A 19389-nucleotide genomic window follows, 5' to 3' on the forward strand; every position below is an offset into this window, starting at 1 on the left:
CTTAACTTCCTAAGCCCCTTAGAAAATATGATGTGTTTTAAAAACTAAATAGTTTTTTATATCTTTAGGATAATCTTGAATCATCTTTAAGAAATTCGCTTGATCACCCTGATATAAAGCACGGGTTGCCTCTTCATAATTGGGCATATTACCCAACATGGCAGACATAAAGCGGTCGGTGGATTGTTTGGCGAGCATGATATTGCTTTCAGAAGTTGGATCATTCAGCTCTTTATCAATCAACTTCCGAATCACAGCAGATGCACTGGAACTCTGTTGATCTAACCAATCCCAATGTTTTTTTTGTAAGGTAATTTCACGAGAGATGACCCCAAGTTTCGGTCGCCCAACTTTCTTTGTCGGCTCAGGCTCGCTATAACGTTGATGAATTTCTTGTTCAGAACCAGAAAGATCAAGATCAACCTGTCGGCCAGTTTGATCATTGAAAATTAAAATATTCTCAATTGTTTTAGGCCTAAGTTTAATCTTAATTGCAAGCTCAGTAGGTTGCCCAGTTGCGATGAAGGTACTCCCTGAAAAGGCAGTATAGGTTGTTATTTGAGTATTCATTTTCTTCGGATTGTTTTATACGGGTAAAATAATATTATCAGGGTAAAAATAATTATGCAAATAAATATAGCTTCAAAAGATCTGATTCAGTTGGAGAGCTAGCTCTCAAATCTGACATAAAAAATGATGCAGATAGAATGCCAATTTTCAATTTTATTCTGCTTTGATATCGCTTTTATGAGACAATGTTTTTTTATTTTTGTGTATTAGGACTCCCATGATTGAGCAATCTCCTGAATCTTTAAGCGATATCGAAATTTTAGACATTTTACAGTCTATGAAAAAAGATAAGCTGGATACGGAAGCAAATGAGATTATCCGTAATGGGGGGAAGGCTGGGCGTCAAGAAGCACACAAACAAGCTTTGGTTGCACTGAATACAAGCTTTGAAGAAAAGTTTGTAGAAGCAGTTACGCTGGCATTAGGTTTGAATGCCGGTCAGGCGAAAAAAATTCGCTATAAAAAAGATCGTATCCGTATTTTAAAAGTGCGTGGTATTGATTATTTAGCGATTGATGGTGCAGAAACCGCTCAGGTCTTGGCTCAGGTTGCTCAAGCGATTATCCGTGAAGATGCAATCGTGACAGAAGGTCTACACAATATTTTCCCATTTTGGAAAGAAGGTTGGCCAATGGTTCAGTTTGATAATGCTTATAAGATCTTGGCAGAAGACATTGCTATTCACTATCAAGCGACCTTGGATGAACTCATCTCAATGTATGGTGGGAATTAAGGAATTATAAACCTCCTGTTCTGATCAATGCGGTTGCCAATAGAAAATAACAAGGATTGTTACTTTTATGAATTTACCACCGACGATTCCTGCAGAAGCTTTAGCCATGCTTCGTGCAGGGCAGCTGATTGATGCAATTAAGATCACGCGAGAAAAAACAGGTTTAGGTCTTAAGGAATCTAAAGATTTAATTGATCAGTATCTTCAAGATCATCCACAAGAACAGGCGCAGATTCAAGAGCAGTTGGCGCAGCGGAGTCGTGGTGGAATCAAAGTCTTTATTTTAATTTTACTGATATTGGCTGCCGTGATCTGGTTTGTTATGAAATAAAAAAAGCCCATATATGGGCTTTTTTTAGCTTTCAAGATTAATCATCTTGGGATACTGGAGATTCACCTTCGAGATTTGGTAAAACTTGGGTTACCAGCAATTGGTCAATTTTATAGTGGTCAATATCGACAACTTCAAATTTGAAACCAGCATATTCAACAGCATCGGCAGGACGTGGGATCTTGCGTAAACGATACATGATAAAGCCTGCAATCGTTTCGTAATTCTCATTTTCAGGGAATTCTTCGATGGTTAATGCGTGTTTTACATCTTCAATTGGTGTACTGCCATCAATCAGCCAAGAATGATTATCGCGTTTGATAATCTGCTTTTCTTCATCCATCGGTGTGACCCAGTCGCCCATAACCGTGATCATAATATCGCTGAGCGTGATAACACCAACAACCAAAGCATACTCGTTGATCACAACAGCAAACTTTTCTTTGGTTGAACGGAAACGATCCAGCAATTCAGACAAGGTTAAAGAGTCTGGAATAATCAGGACATTACGGATGGTTGATTCATTGAGTTGGGTAAAGGATTGATTGTTTAAGATGCGTACCAGAATATCTTTGGCATCGACATAACCAATCACTTGATCAATATGTTCACTGCACACTAAGAATTTTGAATAAGGATGTTCAGCCAGTTTTTGACGAATACTCTGTTCAGGTTCATTCAAGGTGAAATAAACAATATTTTCTCGTGCCGTCATGCTGGATGGGACAGTTCGTTCTTCAAGCTCAAATACATTTTCAATGAAATGATGTTCTTGTTTTTGTAAGACACCAGCTTGTGCACCGGCATTTACAATGGCAGAAATATCATCAAAAGTCATACTATCATCGCGTTTAGTATCAATTTTAAAGATTCTAAAAATTGAATTTGCAATGATATTAATAAACCAAGCCAATGGTCTGCAGATTTTGATAAAGATCGTAATTGGATTGATGACTTTAATGGCTAGTTTTTCTGGGAAAATCATGGCCAAACGTTTTGGCATCAAATCAGCAAATAAGATAAATAGGGAAGTGACTGTTAAAAAAGATAAGCTGAATCCGATGGTATCTGCCCAAGGCCCCGGGTAAAGCTCAGTCGCCAAATTGTGGAAGTAAGGACGCAATGAGGATTCACCGACAATACCCCCCAAGATCGCAACAGCATTCACACCGACTTGCGTAGATGCAAAAAAGTCTGCAGAGTTTTCTTGTAACTCAATGACTTTATTTGCTCTTTCCTCACCGCTTTCAGCAATGAGTTTGAGTTTGAGTTTTCGTGATCCAGCAATCGCGATTTCAGATAAGGATAAAAAGAATGAACATGCGACTAGAAGAACTAGAATCATCATGCTTTGTAAAATATCCATACATCACCTATGTTGATAGGACACAGCCTATAAAGTCGCTTATGCAAATAATTGTTTGTAACGCATTATTTCACTCGCTTATTCTTTAAGAGAATATAATCTATCAATAAGTAAAAGAAATAAATTTTTATTGATATTATTATTAAAACAATCAGCCACACAGAAAATATGGCTGAAAATTCATCTTGTTAATGTGTCAGTTTAGAAAAAACTATGTGGTAATTGTGAATTGCCATTATTCAACAAATACTCACGATTTTCTTCTTCAATCATTTGACGTGCAACAAATAGGATCAATTGTCTGAGCCAACGATGTGCAGGATGATGATGTAACAACGGACACCAAGCCATTTTAAGTTCAAATTCGGGAATATAGAACGGAGGATCCTTTATAACCAGTCTAGGATTCTGTGTTTGTAAGCGTGCCATACGTGTTGGTAGCGTCGCGATTAAATCTACATTTTGCGCTAACAGTGCTGGCATTTGATAATGACGGGTAAATACAGAGATCTTACGGCGTTGACCGATACGCTCTAACGCTTGATCAATCCAACCTAATCCAGCTTGTTTTTCTGGATTAACACCAAAGCCGACACCCATACCTGTTTTAGATACCCAAATATGCTGTGCATCTAAATAGCTTTTTAAATTGAGATGAGTCACTGCAGGGTGTTTATCATTTAAAATACAGCTAAAACTATCACGCCATACTAAGACCTGGTGGAAGCTTTGCGGGATTTCGTTGAAGCGGTTAATGGCTAAGTCAACTTTACCTTGTTCCATATCACGGTAGGATACGTCACTTGGGGTTAAGAAATCCAAGACCACGTTTGGTGCTTCTGAGCGTAAAGCTTTTACTAAACGTGGAACTAAAGTCGCTTCGGCATAATCGGATGTCATAATCCGGAATACACGATTACTGGTATAAGGACGGAATTCAGTACGCGGTTCAAGGATCATTGACAGATCAGCTAGCGCATCTCGAATACGTGGCTGTAATTCTAATGCGCGTTCTGTTGGCGTCATGCCCTCAGAAGAACGAATGAGTAGGGGGTCGTTAAATAAATTACGTAAACGACGCAGAATATTACTCATCGCAGGCTGGGTAACGCCCAATTGCTCTGCTGCGCGGGTGACATTTTTTTCACGAAGAAGTACGTCAAGATAAATTAATAAATTGAGATCGACGCGCTCCAGATTCATAAAAAAAATACCGAAAATAAAATCCTTGAATTGCCTTGAATTATGACATATCCAAAGGGATTTGTGTAACTTAATCCTACATAAAAGCAACAGCCTCAATGCTTATGCTTCAACTTGGCACATTCTGTCGAATTATTTAATTTTGACGGCTTTTTATGCTGTGGTTTTGTATTCAAATTGAAGGAAAATACACAGAAAAATTGTCATTTTCTGCAACTCAAATAAGCAAGTTTCAGCTTTTTATGAACTGATGAGTCTAGAAAATGGGGCTAAAATTTGATGCTTGGCCCAAGTTGTGTATTTTGTAAAATTAATAAAAACAAATACTTGTTTGGTGTTTTTTGTATTCTTGAAAAATGGTTATACATATATTTTTTTAGAAAATACTGAAGATTAAGCCAGAATATTGGATAAAACACTTGCCAAAGACTAAGCTGTGATACATGTTGATGAGGTGCTTTAAATCTAGACTAATTAAAATCAGGATTTATTAGCAATCATTCGATGCCAATCCGCAAAAGGAATATATCATGTCTACATATCAAACAGCGATTGATGCAATCCGCGAACTAAAAGCAAAATTCGGCGACACTTGGCGCGATATTAGCCCAGAAGATGCTGCGCGTATGCAAATGCAAAACCAATTCAAAACTGGTTTAGATATTGCTAAATATACAGCTGCGATTATGCGTCGTGATATGGCTGCTTATGATGCTGATTCTAGCAAATATACTCAATCATTAGGTTGCTGGCACGGTTTTATCGCGCAACAAAAAATGATTGCGAACAAAAAATACTTCGGTACAACTGAACGTCGCTATATCTACCTTTCTGGTTGGATGGTTGCTGCACTTCGTTCAGAATTTGGTCCACTTCCTGACCAATCTATGCATGAAAAAACTTCTGTACCTGCTTTGATCGAAGAAATCTACACTTTCTTACGTCAAGCTGATGCGAAAGAACTTAATGATTTATTCCGTGCGCTTAAAAAAGCAAACGAAGCTGGTGATACTGCTAAAGCTGCTGAAATCACTGCTCAAATCGACGGTTTCCAAACTCACGTTGTGCCAATTATTGCGGACATCGACGCTGGTTTCGGTAACGAAGAAGCGACTTACTTACTTGCACGTAAGATGATCGAAGCGGGTGCTTGTGCACTTCAAATCGAAAACCAAGTATCTGACGCGAAACAATGTGGTCACCAAGCTGGTAAAGTAACAGTTCCACACGAAGACTTCATCGCTAAAATCCATGCATTACGTTATGCATTCTTAGAAATGGGTCTTGATGACGGTATCATCGTTGCGCGTACTGACTCTGAAGGCGCTGACTTGACTCAAAAAATCCCAGTGGTTAAAGAGCCAGGCGACATCGCTTCTCAATACATCAGCTACTTAGATACAACTGAAATTGACATTGCTGATGCTCAAGAAGATGAAATCTTGATCAAACGTAATGGTAAATTACACCGTCCTAAGCGTTTAGCTTCTGGTTTATATCAGTTCCGTGCTGACACTCAAATTGACCGTGTTGTACTTGACTGTGTATCTAGCCTTCAAAATGGTGCAGACCTTCTTTGGATCGAAACTGCGACTCCAAACGTAGAAGAAATCGCTCACATGGTTAACCGTGTACGTGAAACTGTTCCAAATGCGAAGCTTGTTTATAACAACAGCCCATCGTTCAACTGGACTTTAAACTTCCGACAACAAGCTTACGACCGTTGGGTTGCTGAAGGTAAAGACGTTTCTGCTTACGACCGTGCTAAATTAATGAGCGCTGAGTACGATGCTACTGAATTAGCTGCTGATGCAGACGCTAAGATCCGTACATTCCAAGCAGATGCTGCTCGTGAAGCGGGTGTATTCCATCACTTGATCACACTTCCGACTTACCACACTGCTGCGCTTTCTACTCATGAGCTTGCACAAGGTTACTTCGGTTCTGAAGGTATGTTGGCTTATGTTGCTGGCGTACAACGTAAAGAAATCCGTGGTGGTATCGCTTGTGTTAAACACCAAGCAATGGCGGGTTCTGACATCGGTGATGATCACAAAGAAATCTTCTCTGGTGACAACGCTCTTAAAGCACACGATGATGCTAAAAACACAATGAACCAATTCGCTGCTCACTAAGCACTGAACTGATTCAAAAGAAAACCCTGCGAAAGCAGGGTTTTTTTATTGCTTTAAAATAAATACTTAAGACTGAATCTTTGTTTCAAGAAAACTAATTAGGGTCTTTCTGATTATTCGTGATGAGACGCTTTCTATTGAAAGAATTTATTCAATGAGATCTATCTTTATTAATCTAAGGACGATGTAAAAGAGACTTTATTTAAAAAGAGCAAGTGAATTGAATGGCTGAGTTGAATGATTCCATCAAAATATAAGCATAAAAAAACTGCTCATAAAGAGCAGTCTTTTAAGTTTGGGAAATAATAAATTATTTCTCAACACCTGCTGGTTGACCTGCAAGTTTAGCATTTGCATAGTCCCAGTTTACTAAGCTTTCTAGGAAAGTTGCGATGTACTTAGGACGTAAGTTACGGAAGTCGATGTAGTAAGCGTGTTCCCATACGTCGATGGTTAATACTGCAACTTGGCCATGAGCAAGTGGAGTATCTGCATTGGCAGTTTTAGTAATCGATAATTTACCGTTTACTTCATCAGCAACTAACCAAGCCCAACCTGAACCGAATTGAGTTGTTGCAGCAGCAGTAAATTCCTCTGCAAACTTTTCGTAGCTACCAAAAGCTTCTTCAATTTTCGCTGCAATCGCACCTGTAGGTTTACCACCACCATTTGGCTTCATGCTGTTCCAGTAGAACGTGTGGTTCCATACTTGCGCAGCGTTGTTAAAGATACCTGCTTTAGATGCATCACCAGCAGACGCTTTGATGATTTCTTCTAAAGATTTACCTTCAAGGTCTGTACCTTTGATTAAGTTGTTTAAGTTAACAACATAAGTATTGTGGTGTTTGTCGTGATGGTATTCTAAAGTTTCGCGAGTGATGTGTGGCGCTAAATCATCATAGCCATATGGAAGTGCAGGTAAAGTAATGGTTGTCATGTTTCATTCCTTGCAAATTTGCTGGGTTTTACATTAAGTGCCTTTATTGTAAATGATTCTATAGATAATAGGGCAGTCTTTTAATACACAAAATATGCAAAAAATTTCGTTATGAGACATATACGATACAACAATGATTAGAGTTTTTAGCTCGTTTAGTGAACGTTCTAAGACACTCTAACCCGTTTTTTATGGAGATACTGAATCAGGCCGAGCTGATTCGAAAATTATTATACTTTTGCTTGTAACGCTTGGTGATAACGGCGATTGACCTCATTCCAATCCACCACATTATAAAATGCAGCAATATATTCAGGACGGCGATTTTGGTATTTTAAATAATACGCATGTTCCCATACATCCAGACCTAAAATAGGTGTATTGCCATGCATCAAGGGTGAGTCTTGATTGCCGCTACTTTCGACCACTAATTTGTGTTCAGGCGTGACGCTCAGCCATGCCCAACCACTGCCAAAACGACTAATCGCTGCCTTGGTGAATGCATCTTTAAAAGCATCGAAACCACCAAGTTGTTGATCAATGGCTTCAGCAATATCACCTGTAGGTTCTCCACCACCTTGCGGGCTCATGACTGTCCAAAAAAGTGAATGATTTGCGTGTCCGCCACCATTATTGATCACCATATTTTTAAGATCTGCTGGAACTTCATTCACTTTGGCGACTAGTTCCTCTACAGGGAGTTGTTCCCATTCTGTGCCTTCAATTGCGCCATTAATATTATTGATATAGGTCTGATGGTGTTTGCTATGATGAATTTCCATGGTTTTGGTGTCAATGTTCGGTTCGAGTGCATCATATGTATAAGGAAGCGCCGGTAAAGAATAAGCCATGTGTTTGATTCCTTTTGTAATCAATGTGGTTTTATTACGATGAATTGAAGCGCCTTCATTATTTATTTAAAAGCAAATGAGAATCAATGTCTTTTAATTTGCTTTTATCTATGCGAAATGGAGTAAAAAATAAATTTTATTTATCATTTGTCTGTTGGGTCTTGAATTGACTTGCCAATGAAAGAAAGGGGATGTGTTCTGGGTTAGGCTTTATAAGCCCCAAGATAAGGTAAAGACGTTGCAATGCTGGTGGTGTTAACGCAAATCTTAATTTGAAAATGGATTCATTTAAAAATTATGAAGAGAAGGAGTGAAAATAATTCCACTCCTTCAAATGGTTGACTCGAACTAGATCGGATTGTTGAGTTCGAAGTATTCGGTTTTGATTGAAAACTGTTTGGTAATGGCCTGTGCTAAACGCTGTACACCATAACGTTCAGTTGCATGGTGACCACATGCAAAATAATGTACCCCTAGTTCTTTTGCTTCATAAAAAGTACGTTCGCTAACTTCGCCAGAAATATAAGCATCACAGTCTGCTTGAGCTGCTTTTGCAATAAAATCTTGAGCACCGCCTGTGCAGAAGCCTACTTTTTTAATTACAGTTTTATCACTTGGTAGATGAATCACATTAAAGTCAAAAATGCTCTGTAACTTCGCCTTAAATTGTTCTGGACTTAGCGGATTGTCTAAATAGGCAATGTTGCCAATTGGATGCTTTTCGTTTGGATCCAAAGCTTCTAAATCTTTTAGACCGATCAAATCGGCAATAGCGATGTTATTGCCCAAAGTTGGATGTGCATCCAAAGGCAGGTGATACGCGATCAGGGAAATATTATTTTGAATCAGTTTCTTGATACGATTGCCGCGCATGCCTGTAATTGGGTAGGGTTCACCTTTCCAGAAATAACCATGATGGACCAGTAATGCATCGGCTTGTTGGGCAATTGCAGCATCAATTGCATCTTCAGATGCAGTCACGGCACATACAATTTTATTGACTTCAGGCTTACCTTCGATCTGTAAGCCGTTTGGCGCGTAGTCTTTAAATTCATTGGCTTTTAAAGTCTGGTTACACCATTGCACAATGTCATGCAAATTTGCCATGCGATTCCTCAAATGATTTACATCTTTTCTCAGCAACAATAAGAACATATTTTCAAATGTAACTAAAGCTAGACAAAACTTTTTTAACTTTTGCATTGATTTTAAGCAATTTACTTTACAATGGTGGAAACTTCCAGTTCTTCAATAAATTACGTTCATTACATAATTTCGCCTAGAGGATAATAGACGTGCGCCGTGCATTTACATGGTTACCTTGGGTATTACTCATTCTTGTTATATTTAGTTTTCTGGCTTGGCAGAAATCACATCAACCGAAACCAACGGTGGCTGCTGATGGGGTAAAAATGCCAGCAGAAAAGGTTGAACCACTGATTGATACCACGCGTACGGGTGGGGTGGTTTCGTATAGTGCTGCGGTCAAAGTGGCGGCACCTGCTGTGGTGAATATCTTTACCACACAGAAAGTGAAACAGATGAATCATCCATTATTGAATGATCCTGTATTTCGTGAGTTTTTTGGCAATCAAATGCCGCAACAACCTCAAAACGAAAACAGTTTGGGTTCAGGCGTCATTGTACGTGCGGATGGTTATATTTTAACGAATAATCATGTGATTGCGCAGGCTGAGCATATTGTCGTGGCTTTACAAGATGGACGCCGTGCTGAAGCGACCGTGGTTGGCACTGATCCAGACACCGATTTGGCGGTAATCAAAATTGAATTGGATAAATTACCGGTGTTGCCATTTAAATTAAGTGGTAATGAAGTGGGTGATGTTGTGCTCGCGATTGGTAACCCATTTGGTGTCGGTCAAACTGTGACTCAGGGGATTATCTCTGCTACGGGACGTTCGGATTTGGGCATCAATACCTATGAAGACTTTATTCAAACCGATGCTGCGATTAACCCAGGTAACTCTGGCGGTGCATTGATTGATGTTGCGGGTAATTTGATTGGGGTCAATACGGCGATCTTCTCGCAATCGGGTGGTTCACTTGGAATTGGTTTTGCGATACCTGCCAAAGTGTGTCAGCAAGTTCTTAATTCCATCTTGAAAGATGGGCGTGTAGTACGTGGTTGGTTAGGAATTAGCTTAATTCCAAATAACATTGATGAAGATGTTTTGACCGCTAAACCAGTTGGTGTCACTGTTGCAGATGTATTACGTGGCGGACCATCTGATTCTGCAGGGATTAAGCGTGGCGATAAGATTATTCAAGTGAATAATGAGCAGATCTCTTCAGCATCGCATTTGATTAATTATGTTGCGTTACAAGCACCAGAAAGTTTAATTGATGTGGTGATTGAGCGTGAAGGCAAACAACAAACTTTGCAGGTTAAAGTTGGAGAGCGTAAAGTGCAACAAAATGCACAATCGCAATATATTCCATTGCCTAAGCGTCAACAACAGTAAGGCCGCTTAGATGATAAATAAGGGCTGCCAATGAGCAGCCTTTATTTATTTGAAGTCATAAAAAAAGCGTGTTGATCGACTGATCAACACGCTTTTTGCATTTTATCGACTTTTTTATTTTTCATTAAAGCATCGAAATTTGATGGTTTGATGACAGAGTTTTGATGTTTATATGACAAAGACCAAGCACAAGCGCTCTGCTTCAATGTGCACAAAATGCTTGATTGAAGTACTCAAACAAATCAGGGGTTTGAAACCAGATCAAGATCGAAAGACTCATCAAACACAGAAGCGTGACAAACAATAGCAACTTAAAATGACGTTCTATATTAGTCATGAATCACAGCCTCTTCATTCACGAAAAGATGGATGACAACACCAAAAGCACTTAGCACTAAACAGGCGAGCCAAATCATATTGTAGTTGCCTGCAATATCATGATTGACCCCACCGAGCCAGCCGCCAAAGAATGAGCCGATTTGATGGGTAAAGAACACAATACCACTGAGCATGGATAAATATTTGACGCCAAACATATTGGCCACAATCCCATTGGTGAGCGGAACAGTGGAAAGCCAGAGTAGTCCCATAATGATCCCAAAACTATAAACGGTCAATGTGCTGAGTGGGAGTAGTAGAAAAGCAATAATAGCAATACCGCGTAAACCATAAAGCAGCATCAGCAATCTTGGTTTTGAATAGCGATCACCTAACCAACCTGCACCATAGGTCCCTACAATATTAAATAGACCGACCAGTGCCAAGAATATCGTACCTGTTGTGGCATCAAAGCCATGATCAATTAAATAACCAGGTAGGTGTACGCCTAAAAATACCACTTGGAAACCACAGACCAGAAAGCCGAGCGATAACCACCAAAATGGTTTGTGTTTTCTTGCGATGTGTAAAACCTGTTTAAAGCTTAAACTTGGCTGATTTAGCGCTTTAGGTGCTGTAGAAGCAGGGGATTTCAATAACCAAGCCAAGGGGACAATGAATGCAATAGCAAAGGCACTCACCAGCAAAGCAGAAGACCAACCGATGGTTTTAAGGAATAACAGAGTTGAGGGCAGCATAATAAACTGCCCAAAGGAACCCGCAGCACTGGCAATCCCCATGACCATACTGCGTTTCTCTGGTGGTGCAGCGCGACCAACCGCAGAAAGCAATACGGTAAAAGAGGTCGCAGATAAGGCGAGTCCAATCACGAGCCCTAAGCTGAGGTTAAGTAAGAGTCCTGTAGAGCTAAATGCCATAAGGACTAAGCCAATAGCATAGAGTACCCCTCCCGCCATCACGACTTTTTTAGTACCGTACTTGTCAGCAATCGCACCGGTAAAGGGTTGTGCAGCCCCCCAGATCAGGTTTTGCATGGCAATCGCAAAACTAAAAATATGATGGCCCCAACCAAAACTATCGCTCATGGGTACCAGATATAAACCAAAGCCATGGCGTACACCCAATGAAAGTGCGAGAATCAGCGCACTTCCGATCAGCATATAGACCAATTGTTTGGAAAATTGAGGGTTTGACATTGTTGTTGTAATCTTGGAATAAGTGAAAAGTATTCTAAAATACTTCTCATCATATTTCGATTCCCTGCAAAAATAATTGTGACAAGATGCAAAGTCATCAAAACAGTCAACTGTAAATTGACCGTTTTGTTTCAAATGGCAGGATATAATTTAGAACTTAAATTCCAAGCCTAATCCGACAACAGGTTGCTTGTCTTTTTTATCTGCTTGTTCAAGTGTTAAATAACCTACATAGCCATAGCTTTTCACCTGCTTACTAAAGGCATAATCAGCCCCGGCCATGATTTGTTTGGCTTTAAAATCAGCTGTGGTGTTTTTAAAGTGAGTATCATTCTGGCTATATTGTGCTTTGAGTATCCATTTTTTTGCATTTGGAAGAATATATTCGGCACCCACTAACCAACCTTGAGCATCATCAATATTGTTGGCTTTTGTGGCCCATTTTGTTGTTTCTGTTGGATCTGCATAGCTAGTTTCTTCAACATCGGAACGTTGATACAAGCTTTTAATCGCCAAGCCTTCAAACGGATTTAAACGTCCGATGGCACGTATGGTATTTGCTGCGGCAAAAGCTTGTGTGTCGGCTGTATAAGCCTGTCTTGTGGCAACATTGAGAAAGCCACGTCCTGCAAAAGTGCTTGGAATGGCTTTGTCATAGCCAAGTCCTGCGACAAAAAATGGATGTTCATAAACCAGACTGGCAGACCATGCATCGCCTAAGCCGCGACCTGCGACTTTTGCACCGCCGCTGGATGTTTTAATTCCAGATGATTCTCCAGTGGCGAGCAGAGCATTCAGTTTAACCACGCCTTGAGAGAGATGAATGGCTGGTGATTCATAGAGAATGACGTTATCGATACGGTTTTCTCCAGTCAGAATCCCACCAATATCTGCTTTATTTGCCACATAATTATTGAAAATATCAACTGTGCTTGAGAGCTGTTTGACCGGCGTATCATGTTTACCCACTTTGATGGTGCCGAGTTGACTGTCCTTTAATCCGACAAAGCGGTTTCGTTGCGTCCAGTCTGTTCCATCGCCGTCAGCACTTAATCCCCATTCAATTGCATAGACCGCACTTAGATGCTCAGTCAGTTTGTCATCTCCTTTAATGCCTAGATATGAACTATTGGAGCTAACCTCCCACACATCTTTATTTGAGCTGTTGGCATTTTTTTCTGGCAAGTAATCGATACTTGCATCAATTTCCCCATAAAGTGTAGGTGCTGCAAAAGTAGTACTGGTTAAGCATCCAAGCATGGCAAAGCCAAGAAGATTCAATTTCATATTGAGACCCCTGAAAAATGGTGTTGAAGTATTTAATTTGGAAATCGTGTGGGAGGGTTTATCCCACACAAAATGTGTTGTGATTAAGCGAGAGAGTTACGTTCTAATACAGCTTGCTCGAACAATTGTTGTTCTTTGGCTTTATGTTCGACCGAGAAGCGAATGAGGATGACACTGAATGCGGCTACGGTCACCAAAGCACCTAAAATCATCAGGCAGGTTTGTACGTCGAGTAAACCTTTGAGTAAGAAGCCTGCAGCAACTGCACCGACATTACCGCCTGCACCGATGATACCTGCGACACCACCTAAAGCATTGCGATCAATAAAAGGTACAAGCGCGTAAGTTGCACCACAAGACATATGGGTAAAGAGAGCAAAAACGGTCATGCTAATAATTGCAAGTGCTACGGTATTCATCTGAGAAAAAAGTATGAGGAATAAGCCTTCACATAGAATCATGATAAACAATACTTTTGTGCGACCATCTAAACCTTTTGATATTGCAACCTTATCTGAAAGATAACCTCCGAGTGCACGGGCAAATAGGGCAAGCAGACCGAAAATACCAGCAGTCAAACCTGCTTCTTTAAGGCCCATATTGAAGTGATCGACATAGTACATTGCAGCAATGTTATGAATAAAAATTTCAATACCAAAACAGGCAGCATAAGAGACAAATAGAATCCAAACACGGTAATTACGGGCTGCTTGCATCAGAATCGCAACACCGCCTTTTTTGCCAGCACCAACTTCGATACCTTGCTCACGAAGTTCTTTAAAGTTTCCTTGAGGGCAATCTTGAGTAAGCTTCCAATACAGGACACCCACGATCAGCATCATGATGCCTGGTACAAGTAATGCGATTCTCCAACCCATTGCTTGTTCTACACCAAACATGACGATTGCACCTAAGATAAGAGGCATGATGGCTTGGGTTGCACCACCTCCTGCATTTCCCCAACCTGCCGAGGCTGCATTTGCTGTACCTACAACGTTTGGTGCAAACATCACGCTGGTATGGTATTGGGTAATCACAAAGCTCGCGCCAATTGCACCAATCAATAAGCGGAAGAATAAGAAGGATTCATAGGTATTTGCAGCAGCAACACCAAAAACAGGAATACTACCAAGCAGTAAAAGAGCAGTGTAGGTCTTACGTGGGCCGTATTTATCACAGAGTGGGCCAACGATGAGTCGAATTAAAATGGTAATGGCAACTGCTGCAATGTTGATATTGGCAATTTGATCTTTGGTTAAATTGAACTCGCCTTTGATGACTGGCATGAGGGGAGCACAGGCAAACCACGCGAAGAAACACACGAAGAATGCCAACCATGTCATATGGAACGCTCGCATGGCAGGTGTAGAAAAGCTAAATAATTTTATTTCGGTGGCTTTTTTTGCATCAATATTCATTGGTGAAGACATAACTTTCTCCTGAACTGCACGTCATTTATTTTGCTTAGGCATTACGCTGATTAAGCAAATCGAACAGAACGGACGCCGTTGGCCGTCATCAAATATGTTTATGAATCGTCGTTGATTCAATGTGTTTGATATATAGCAAGTGCCGTGCCAGAAAAATAAATTAACCAAATGAATAATTTAAAATGTTAATCATCAAGGTGTTTATAAGAGGATTGAGTGAATCAAGAATATTGGTATAAATGTGGGGTCGTAGATAGAAGGTGTCTATGTTAGACAATCTTCTGAAAATTGCGTTCTCGTGGTGCGTGATTTTTGATCATGCTGCTTTGAAAGATTGCACAATAAAAAAGCAGCGAGTGCTGCTTTTTATGAAATGAAATTTAGAAGCGGTAACCGACACCGACATAGGTAATCAGAGGATCAATATCAATTTTAGTATTTGCTTTGATGAGTTCTTTACCTGTGTTGCGGTCAGTCACAGAGATTTTAGCCTCATTATTCATTTTGGAATAAGAAACAGAACCGACAGCAAACCAGTTTGGATTAAAATCATAGGTTGCACCTATAGTCACAATCGGGGCAAAGGTGTCCGTTGCTTTGAGTTTAACTACAGGGTCTGCTGAGGATGTTTTACCATCTAAGGCTGCACCTGCTTTTCCATCATGAATATTTTGAATCATATGACCTGCTTTGATTAAATCTAACTCGATCCCTGAGTTGATTTTTAAATCATTAAAATAAGCATACATGACACCTGCGCCAACATAGGGACGGAACTTATTCACCCCAGATTTACCAAACTGGTAATGTAGTTCTACAGCGGGTAACCAAGCACGTGCAGTTGCAGCTTTGTCACCTTGGGTTAGATCAGTGATATGGATATCTTGTTTTAAACCAATTGTTCCTAATGCGGTCTCTGCCTGACCTGTTAAAGGTGCGTAGATATCGCCTTTACCTTTGATATCAACTTTCGGTGGAATACCAGCCTTAACTTCTAAAGAGATGTTATCGGTAAAATGGTAATTAGCCATAATACCAACAGTGTCAACCTTATCAGCTTCTAAACCTGTTCCTTGGCTTTGCCAGTTAGATAGGCCGTTGACAGTTGCAGTGCCTGTTAACAGGCCTGGTACTGGGTCAAGGGGTTGTATTTTAATGGCATCATAAAGAAGCTTATTGGAGTCTCGGTCTGCTGCTGCAAGTACAGCTTGTTTAGAGACATCTCCAACTTTGGCTTTAGTACCCTCAGCAACACTCGTGTTGATATTGACTGGATTTGCAGATCCTTGCGGCATGGCATGTAACCAGCCCGCGGAAACAGAAAAACGTTTAAACCCATCTCCATCTTTTAGACTGAAATAAGGCGAGTCTGCGAAAGTAAGTGTCGGTAGGGCACATACACCTGTAATCAGGCAAGCGAATGATTTCTTCATCATTGTGGGACTCCATGTCCAAAAAGTTTGTTAGGATTTTTCTTGCGCCCACCTTAACGCTATTTTTAAATAGGCTTTGTTTAGTTAAATTTTATAATTGTTATGCTTATGATTTTTTTTGTTTGATTTAAATAAATTGATGAAGAAAATGTGGATGCGTAAAAAAAGTCACCGGAGTGACTTTTTTAAAATAATTCAAAGGGAATGAATTACATAAAGCGAGACAGATCTTCTTCAGGTCGAGCAGTGAGTACTTCGATCCCTGTTTGTGTTACCAAAATCGTATGTTCATATTGAGCAGATAACTTGTGATCTTTTGTGACAACCGTCCACTTATCACCTAAAAGTTTGGTTTGCCAAACACCTGCGTTGACCATTGGTTCGATGGTAAAGGTCATGCCAGCCTCTAGACGCATACCCGTACCTTTTTGGCCATAGTGTAAAACTTGTGGTTCGTCGTGGAAAACATTGCCGATACCATGGCCACAATATTCACGGACAACGCTGAAACGTTCAGATTCAACATATTGCTGAATGGCATAGCCCACATCACCTAGATATGAACCATCTTTAACAGTTGCCATACCACGATACATCGCTTCCTGTGCCACTGAACATAAACGATTAGCAAGAATAGATGTTTCACCACCCACGATGTACATCATGTTGGTATCACCGTGATAACCATCTTTAATCACTGTTACATCAATATTAAGAATATCACCGTTCTTTAATGTTTTATTTTCAGAAGGGATGCCGTGACAAACTACATGGTTAACCGAAGTACAAATAGAATGTTGAAAAGCAGGGCGGCCAGGTGCAGCACCGTAACCTACACAGGCAGGAATCGCGTGTTGAACATTTTCAATATGATTGCGACAGATTGTATCGAGTTCTAGTGTGCTCACACCCGCTTTAATATGCGGTTTAATCATGTCTAGAACTTCAGCCGCCAATTTCCCTGCAACACGCATCTTTTCAATTTCTTCAGGTGTTTTGATTAATCGGCGTGGGGCTGTATAAGTTGTATTCATGATCTCTAAAAACTTTTGGTAATTTGCAAGTGTCTATGGTATAAATAGCCGCCTATTTTATCAAATGCTTTTCGTGAATATATTTTACGAAAATATCTGATAACAATAGTCGTAAAAAATCCGCACATATATCGACACATTACTCTGGGTGCCTAGCAATAGGTGGAGAATGCGGATATATGGAGGCCTAACCCAAACTTTAAGGTAAAGAAAATGGCAGATTACAACGTAAGCATGCGCGACCTTCTTCAAGCAGGCGCACACTTTGGTCACCAAACTCGTTTCTGGAACCCAAAAATGCGTCAATACATTTTTGGCGCGCGTAACAAAATTCACATCATCAACCTTGAGCACACTGTTCCTGCGTTAAATGATGCTTTGAACTTTGTTAACAATCTTGCAAGCAAAAAGAACAAAGTATTGTTCGTTGGTACTAAACGTGCTGCTTCTAACATCATCCGTGAACAAGCTCAACGCGCTGGTCAACCATATGTAGATCACCGTTGGTTAGGTGGTATGTTGACGAACTGGAAAACACTTCGCCAATCTATCAACCGTTTAAAAGACCTTCAAACTCAATCTCAAGACGGTACTTTTGCTAAGCTTACTAAACGTGAAGCTTTAGAGCGTACTCGTGAGATGGAAAAACTTGAACGTGCTTTAGGCGGCGTTAAGAACATGGGTGGTTTACCTGACGCATTATTTGTAATCGACGTTGATCACGAAGCGATTGCAATCAAAGAAGCGAAAAACTTAGGTATTCCTGTAATCGGTATCGTTGATACAAACTCTAACCCAGACAACGTTGATTACGTTATTCCGGGTAACGACGATGCGATTCGTGCAGTAACTTTGTATGCTTCAGCTATGGCTGATGCGATTCTTGCTGGTAAAGAATACGCTCAATCACAAGCTAATGCACAAGCAAAAGGCGACGATGCTGCGAAAGACGCATCTGAGGCTTAATGCGTTTTGACGCAAGCTTGTCATTTTTGCGACATGTAATGGTGGCAAATTAAAGCGTCGAGAGTGCAAACGGCCCAGAGTTTCTTTGGGCCGTTTTTGTTGAACAGATTTATTTTCTACCGATTTTAGGAGATCAACATGACTGCAGTTACTGCGAGCATGGTAAAAGAATTACGTGACCGTACTGGTCTTGCAATGATGGAATGCAAAAAAGCATTAACAGAAGCAGGCGGTGACATCGAACTTGCGATTGATAACCTTCGTAAATCAGGTCAAGCAAAAGCTGCTAAAAAAGCAGGTAACATTGCTGCTGATGGCGCGATCACTATTATTCAAAACGGTAACAAAGCAATTCTTGTTGAAGTTAACTGTCAAACTGACTTCGTTGCTAAAGACGAAAACTTCAAAAACTTCTCTGATAAAGTTGCTGCTGCTGCACTTGCTGCAAACGAAACTGATGCTGCGAAAATTGCTGAACTTAAGCTTGAAGACGGCGCGACTGTAGAAGAAGCTCGTGTTGCACTTGTTCAAAAAATCGGTGAGAACATTCAAGTTCGTCGTGCTCAAATCGTTGAAGGCGAAAACTTGGCTGTTTACAAACACGGTTTAAAAATCGGTGTTGTTGTTTCTTACACAGGTGATGCTGACACTGGTAAAGGTATTGCAATGCACGTTGCTGCGTTCAACCCAGTTGCTGTAAATGCTGAAGCTGTTCCAGCTGACTTGATCGCTAAAGAGAAAGAAATTGCTGAAGCGAAAGCATTAGAATCTGGTAAGCCAGCGAACATCGTTGAGAAAATGGTAACTGGTTCAGTTGAAAAATACTTGAACGAAGTTGCGCTTGATCGTCAAATGTATGTTATCGACAATGATAAGAAAGTTGCTGATGTATTAAAAGCGACTGGTACAGTTGTAGCTCAATTCGTTCGTTTCGAAGTGGGTGAAGGTATTGAGAAGAAAGCTGAAATGAGTTTTGCAGAAGAAGTTGCTGCTGCTCAAGCTGCTGCGAAGTAATTCGTATCTTCTAAAAAACCCAGTCATTATGACTGGGTTTTTTATTGGCTGTATAAAAAGCCCACTATATTGAGTGGGCTT

Annotated in this window: 17 protein-coding genes; 6 read left to right on the forward strand and 11 right to left on the reverse strand. The window is 40.3% G+C overall.

The window, feature by feature from the left end; all coding sequences use genetic code 11:
- Positions 1-18: 18 nt before the first annotated feature.
- The gene (locus tag B2727_RS01170; RefSeq protein WP_005202475.1) at positions 19-570 is read right to left on the reverse strand and encodes a DUF2239 family protein; all 552 of its coding nucleotides are present in this window, start codon (positions 568-570) and stop codon (positions 19-21) included.
- Positions 571-787: 217 nt separating this feature from the next.
- On the opposite strand from B2727_RS01170, the gene B2727_RS01175 reads away from it, so the two are divergent.
- Positions 788-1303 carry a hypothetical protein gene (locus B2727_RS01175; protein ID WP_005202476.1) on the forward strand — a complete coding sequence of 172 codons (516 nt, stop codon included), beginning with the start codon at positions 788-790 and terminating at the stop codon, positions 1301-1303.
- Positions 1304-1370: 67 nt separating this feature from the next.
- The gene (locus tag B2727_RS01180) at positions 1371-1634 is read left to right on the forward strand and encodes a ribosomal protein L7/L12 (RefSeq protein ID WP_005202477.1); all 264 of its coding nucleotides are present in this window, start codon (positions 1371-1373) and stop codon (positions 1632-1634) included.
- A gap of 37 nt (positions 1635-1671) precedes the next feature.
- Here the strand turns inward: B2727_RS01180 and B2727_RS01185 are convergent, their stop codons facing one another.
- Together B2727_RS01185 and B2727_RS01190 are read right to left on the reverse strand one after the other, a co-directional pair.
- Positions 1672-3000 (reverse strand): hemolysin family protein, encoded by a 1329-nt coding sequence (locus B2727_RS01185; protein ID WP_005202478.1) that lies wholly within the window; start codon positions 2998-3000, stop codon positions 1672-1674.
- Between the two features lie 201 nt (positions 3001-3201).
- Positions 3202-4203: a LysR family transcriptional regulator gene (locus tag B2727_RS01190; RefSeq protein WP_004808464.1), complete on the reverse strand. Its 1002-nt coding sequence runs from the start codon at positions 4201-4203 to the stop codon at positions 3202-3204.
- A gap of 530 nt (positions 4204-4733) precedes the next feature.
- On the opposite strand from B2727_RS01190, the gene B2727_RS01195 reads away from it, so the two are divergent.
- Positions 4734-6338, forward strand: a complete 1605-nt coding sequence (locus B2727_RS01195; RefSeq protein WP_004808463.1) for an isocitrate lyase — start codon at positions 4734-4736, stop codon at positions 6336-6338.
- 310 nt (positions 6339-6648) lie between these two features.
- Here B2727_RS01195 and B2727_RS01200 read toward each other — a convergent pair whose 3' ends face one another.
- From B2727_RS01200 to B2727_RS01210, 3 genes are all read right to left on the reverse strand, one after another.
- Positions 6649-7275 (reverse strand): superoxide dismutase, encoded by a 627-nt coding sequence (locus tag B2727_RS01200; protein WP_005202479.1) that lies wholly within the window; start codon positions 7273-7275, stop codon positions 6649-6651.
- Positions 7276-7505: 230 nt separating this feature from the next.
- Positions 7506-8126, reverse strand: coding sequence for a superoxide dismutase (locus B2727_RS01205; RefSeq protein WP_005202480.1), 621 nt, complete (start codon positions 8124-8126; stop codon positions 7506-7508).
- Positions 8127-8474: 348 nt separating this feature from the next.
- Entirely contained in the window at positions 8475-9233 is a 759-nt protein-coding gene (locus B2727_RS01210; RefSeq protein WP_005202481.1) for a Nif3-like dinuclear metal center hexameric protein, read from the reverse strand.
- A gap of 188 nt (positions 9234-9421) precedes the next feature.
- On the opposite strand from B2727_RS01210, the gene B2727_RS01215 reads away from it, so the two are divergent.
- A complete protein-coding gene (locus tag B2727_RS01215) occupies positions 9422-10609 on the forward strand; it encodes a trypsin-like peptidase domain-containing protein (RefSeq protein WP_004808459.1) in 1188 nt (395 codons plus the stop codon).
- A 329-nt stretch (positions 10610-10938) separates the two neighbouring features.
- Here the strand turns inward: B2727_RS01215 and B2727_RS01220 are convergent, their stop codons facing one another.
- The 5 genes from B2727_RS01220 to map form a co-directional block, all read right to left on the reverse strand.
- The gene (locus B2727_RS01220; protein ID WP_005202483.1) at positions 10939-12144 is read right to left on the reverse strand and encodes an MFS transporter; all 1206 of its coding nucleotides are present in this window, start codon (positions 12142-12144) and stop codon (positions 10939-10941) included.
- A 150-nt stretch (positions 12145-12294) separates the two neighbouring features.
- On the reverse strand, positions 12295-13431 hold the full coding sequence (locus B2727_RS01225) for a porin (RefSeq protein WP_005202491.1): 1137 nt from the start codon (positions 13429-13431) through the stop codon (positions 12295-12297).
- An 83-nt stretch (positions 13432-13514) separates the two neighbouring features.
- Positions 13515-14861, reverse strand: a complete 1347-nt coding sequence (locus B2727_RS01230; protein ID WP_005202492.1) for an MFS transporter — start codon at positions 14859-14861, stop codon at positions 13515-13517.
- A gap of 380 nt (positions 14862-15241) precedes the next feature.
- On the reverse strand, positions 15242-16297 hold the full coding sequence (locus B2727_RS01235) for an OmpW/AlkL family protein (protein WP_005202495.1): 1056 nt from the start codon (positions 16295-16297) through the stop codon (positions 15242-15244).
- A 206-nt stretch (positions 16298-16503) separates the two neighbouring features.
- The gene (gene map / locus B2727_RS01240; RefSeq protein ID WP_005202497.1) at positions 16504-17328 is read right to left on the reverse strand and encodes a type I methionyl aminopeptidase; all 825 of its coding nucleotides are present in this window, start codon (positions 17326-17328) and stop codon (positions 16504-16506) included.
- A gap of 213 nt (positions 17329-17541) precedes the next feature.
- On the opposite strand from map, the gene rpsB reads away from it, so the two are divergent.
- Positions 17542-18294: a 30S ribosomal protein S2 gene (gene rpsB / locus B2727_RS01245; RefSeq protein ID WP_004652723.1), complete on the forward strand. Its 753-nt coding sequence runs from the start codon at positions 17542-17544 to the stop codon at positions 18292-18294.
- Between the two features lie 138 nt (positions 18295-18432).
- Positions 18433-19308 carry a translation elongation factor Ts gene (gene tsf / locus B2727_RS01250; protein WP_004652724.1) on the forward strand — a complete coding sequence of 292 codons (876 nt, stop codon included), beginning with the start codon at positions 18433-18435 and terminating at the stop codon, positions 19306-19308.
- Positions 19309-19389: the final 81 nt, after the last annotated feature.

Source organism: Acinetobacter sp. UBA991, assembly GCF_002292065.1.
GTDB classification, from domain to species: Bacteria; Pseudomonadota; Gammaproteobacteria; order Pseudomonadales; family Moraxellaceae; genus Acinetobacter; species Acinetobacter higginsii.

Coding starts and splice junctions, on each gene's coding strand:
- B2727_RS01170 (WP_005202475.1), bottom strand. CDS start 570: ATGAATACTCAAATAACAACCTATACTGCCTTTTCAGGGAGTACCTTC.
- B2727_RS01175 (WP_005202476.1), top strand. CDS start 788: ATGATTGAGCAATCTCCTGAATCTTTAAGCGATATCGAAATTTTAGAC.
- B2727_RS01180 (WP_005202477.1), top strand. CDS start 1,371: ATGAATTTACCACCGACGATTCCTGCAGAAGCTTTAGCCATGCTTCGT.
- B2727_RS01185 (WP_005202478.1), bottom strand. CDS start 3,000: ATGGATATTTTACAAAGCATGATGATTCTAGTTCTTCTAGTCGCATGT.
- B2727_RS01190 (WP_004808464.1), bottom strand. CDS start 4,203: ATGAATCTGGAGCGCGTCGATCTCAATTTATTAATTTATCTTGACGTA.
- B2727_RS01195 (WP_004808463.1), top strand. CDS start 4,734: ATGTCTACATATCAAACAGCGATTGATGCAATCCGCGAACTAAAAGCA.
- B2727_RS01200 (WP_005202479.1), bottom strand. CDS start 7,275: ATGACAACCATTACTTTACCTGCACTTCCATATGGCTATGATGATTTA.
- B2727_RS01205 (WP_005202480.1), bottom strand. CDS start 8,126: ATGGCTTATTCTTTACCGGCGCTTCCTTATACATATGATGCACTCGAA.
- B2727_RS01210 (WP_005202481.1), bottom strand. CDS start 9,233: ATGGCAAATTTGCATGACATTGTGCAATGGTGTAACCAGACTTTAAAA.
- B2727_RS01220 (WP_005202483.1), bottom strand. CDS start 12,144: ATGTCAAACCCTCAATTTTCCAAACAATTGGTCTATATGCTGATCGGA.
- B2727_RS01225 (WP_005202491.1), bottom strand. CDS start 13,431: ATGAAATTGAATCTTCTTGGCTTTGCCATGCTTGGATGCTTAACCAGT.
- B2727_RS01230 (WP_005202492.1), bottom strand. CDS start 14,861: ATGTCTTCACCAATGAATATTGATGCAAAAAAAGCCACCGAAATAAAA.
- B2727_RS01235 (WP_005202495.1), bottom strand. CDS start 16,297: ATGATGAAGAAATCATTCGCTTGCCTGATTACAGGTGTATGTGCCCTA.
- map (WP_005202497.1), bottom strand. CDS start 17,328: ATGAATACAACTTATACAGCCCCACGCCGATTAATCAAAACACCTGAA.
- rpsB (WP_004652723.1), top strand. CDS start 17,542: ATGGCAGATTACAACGTAAGCATGCGCGACCTTCTTCAAGCAGGCGCA.
- tsf (WP_004652724.1), top strand. CDS start 18,433: ATGACTGCAGTTACTGCGAGCATGGTAAAAGAATTACGTGACCGTACT.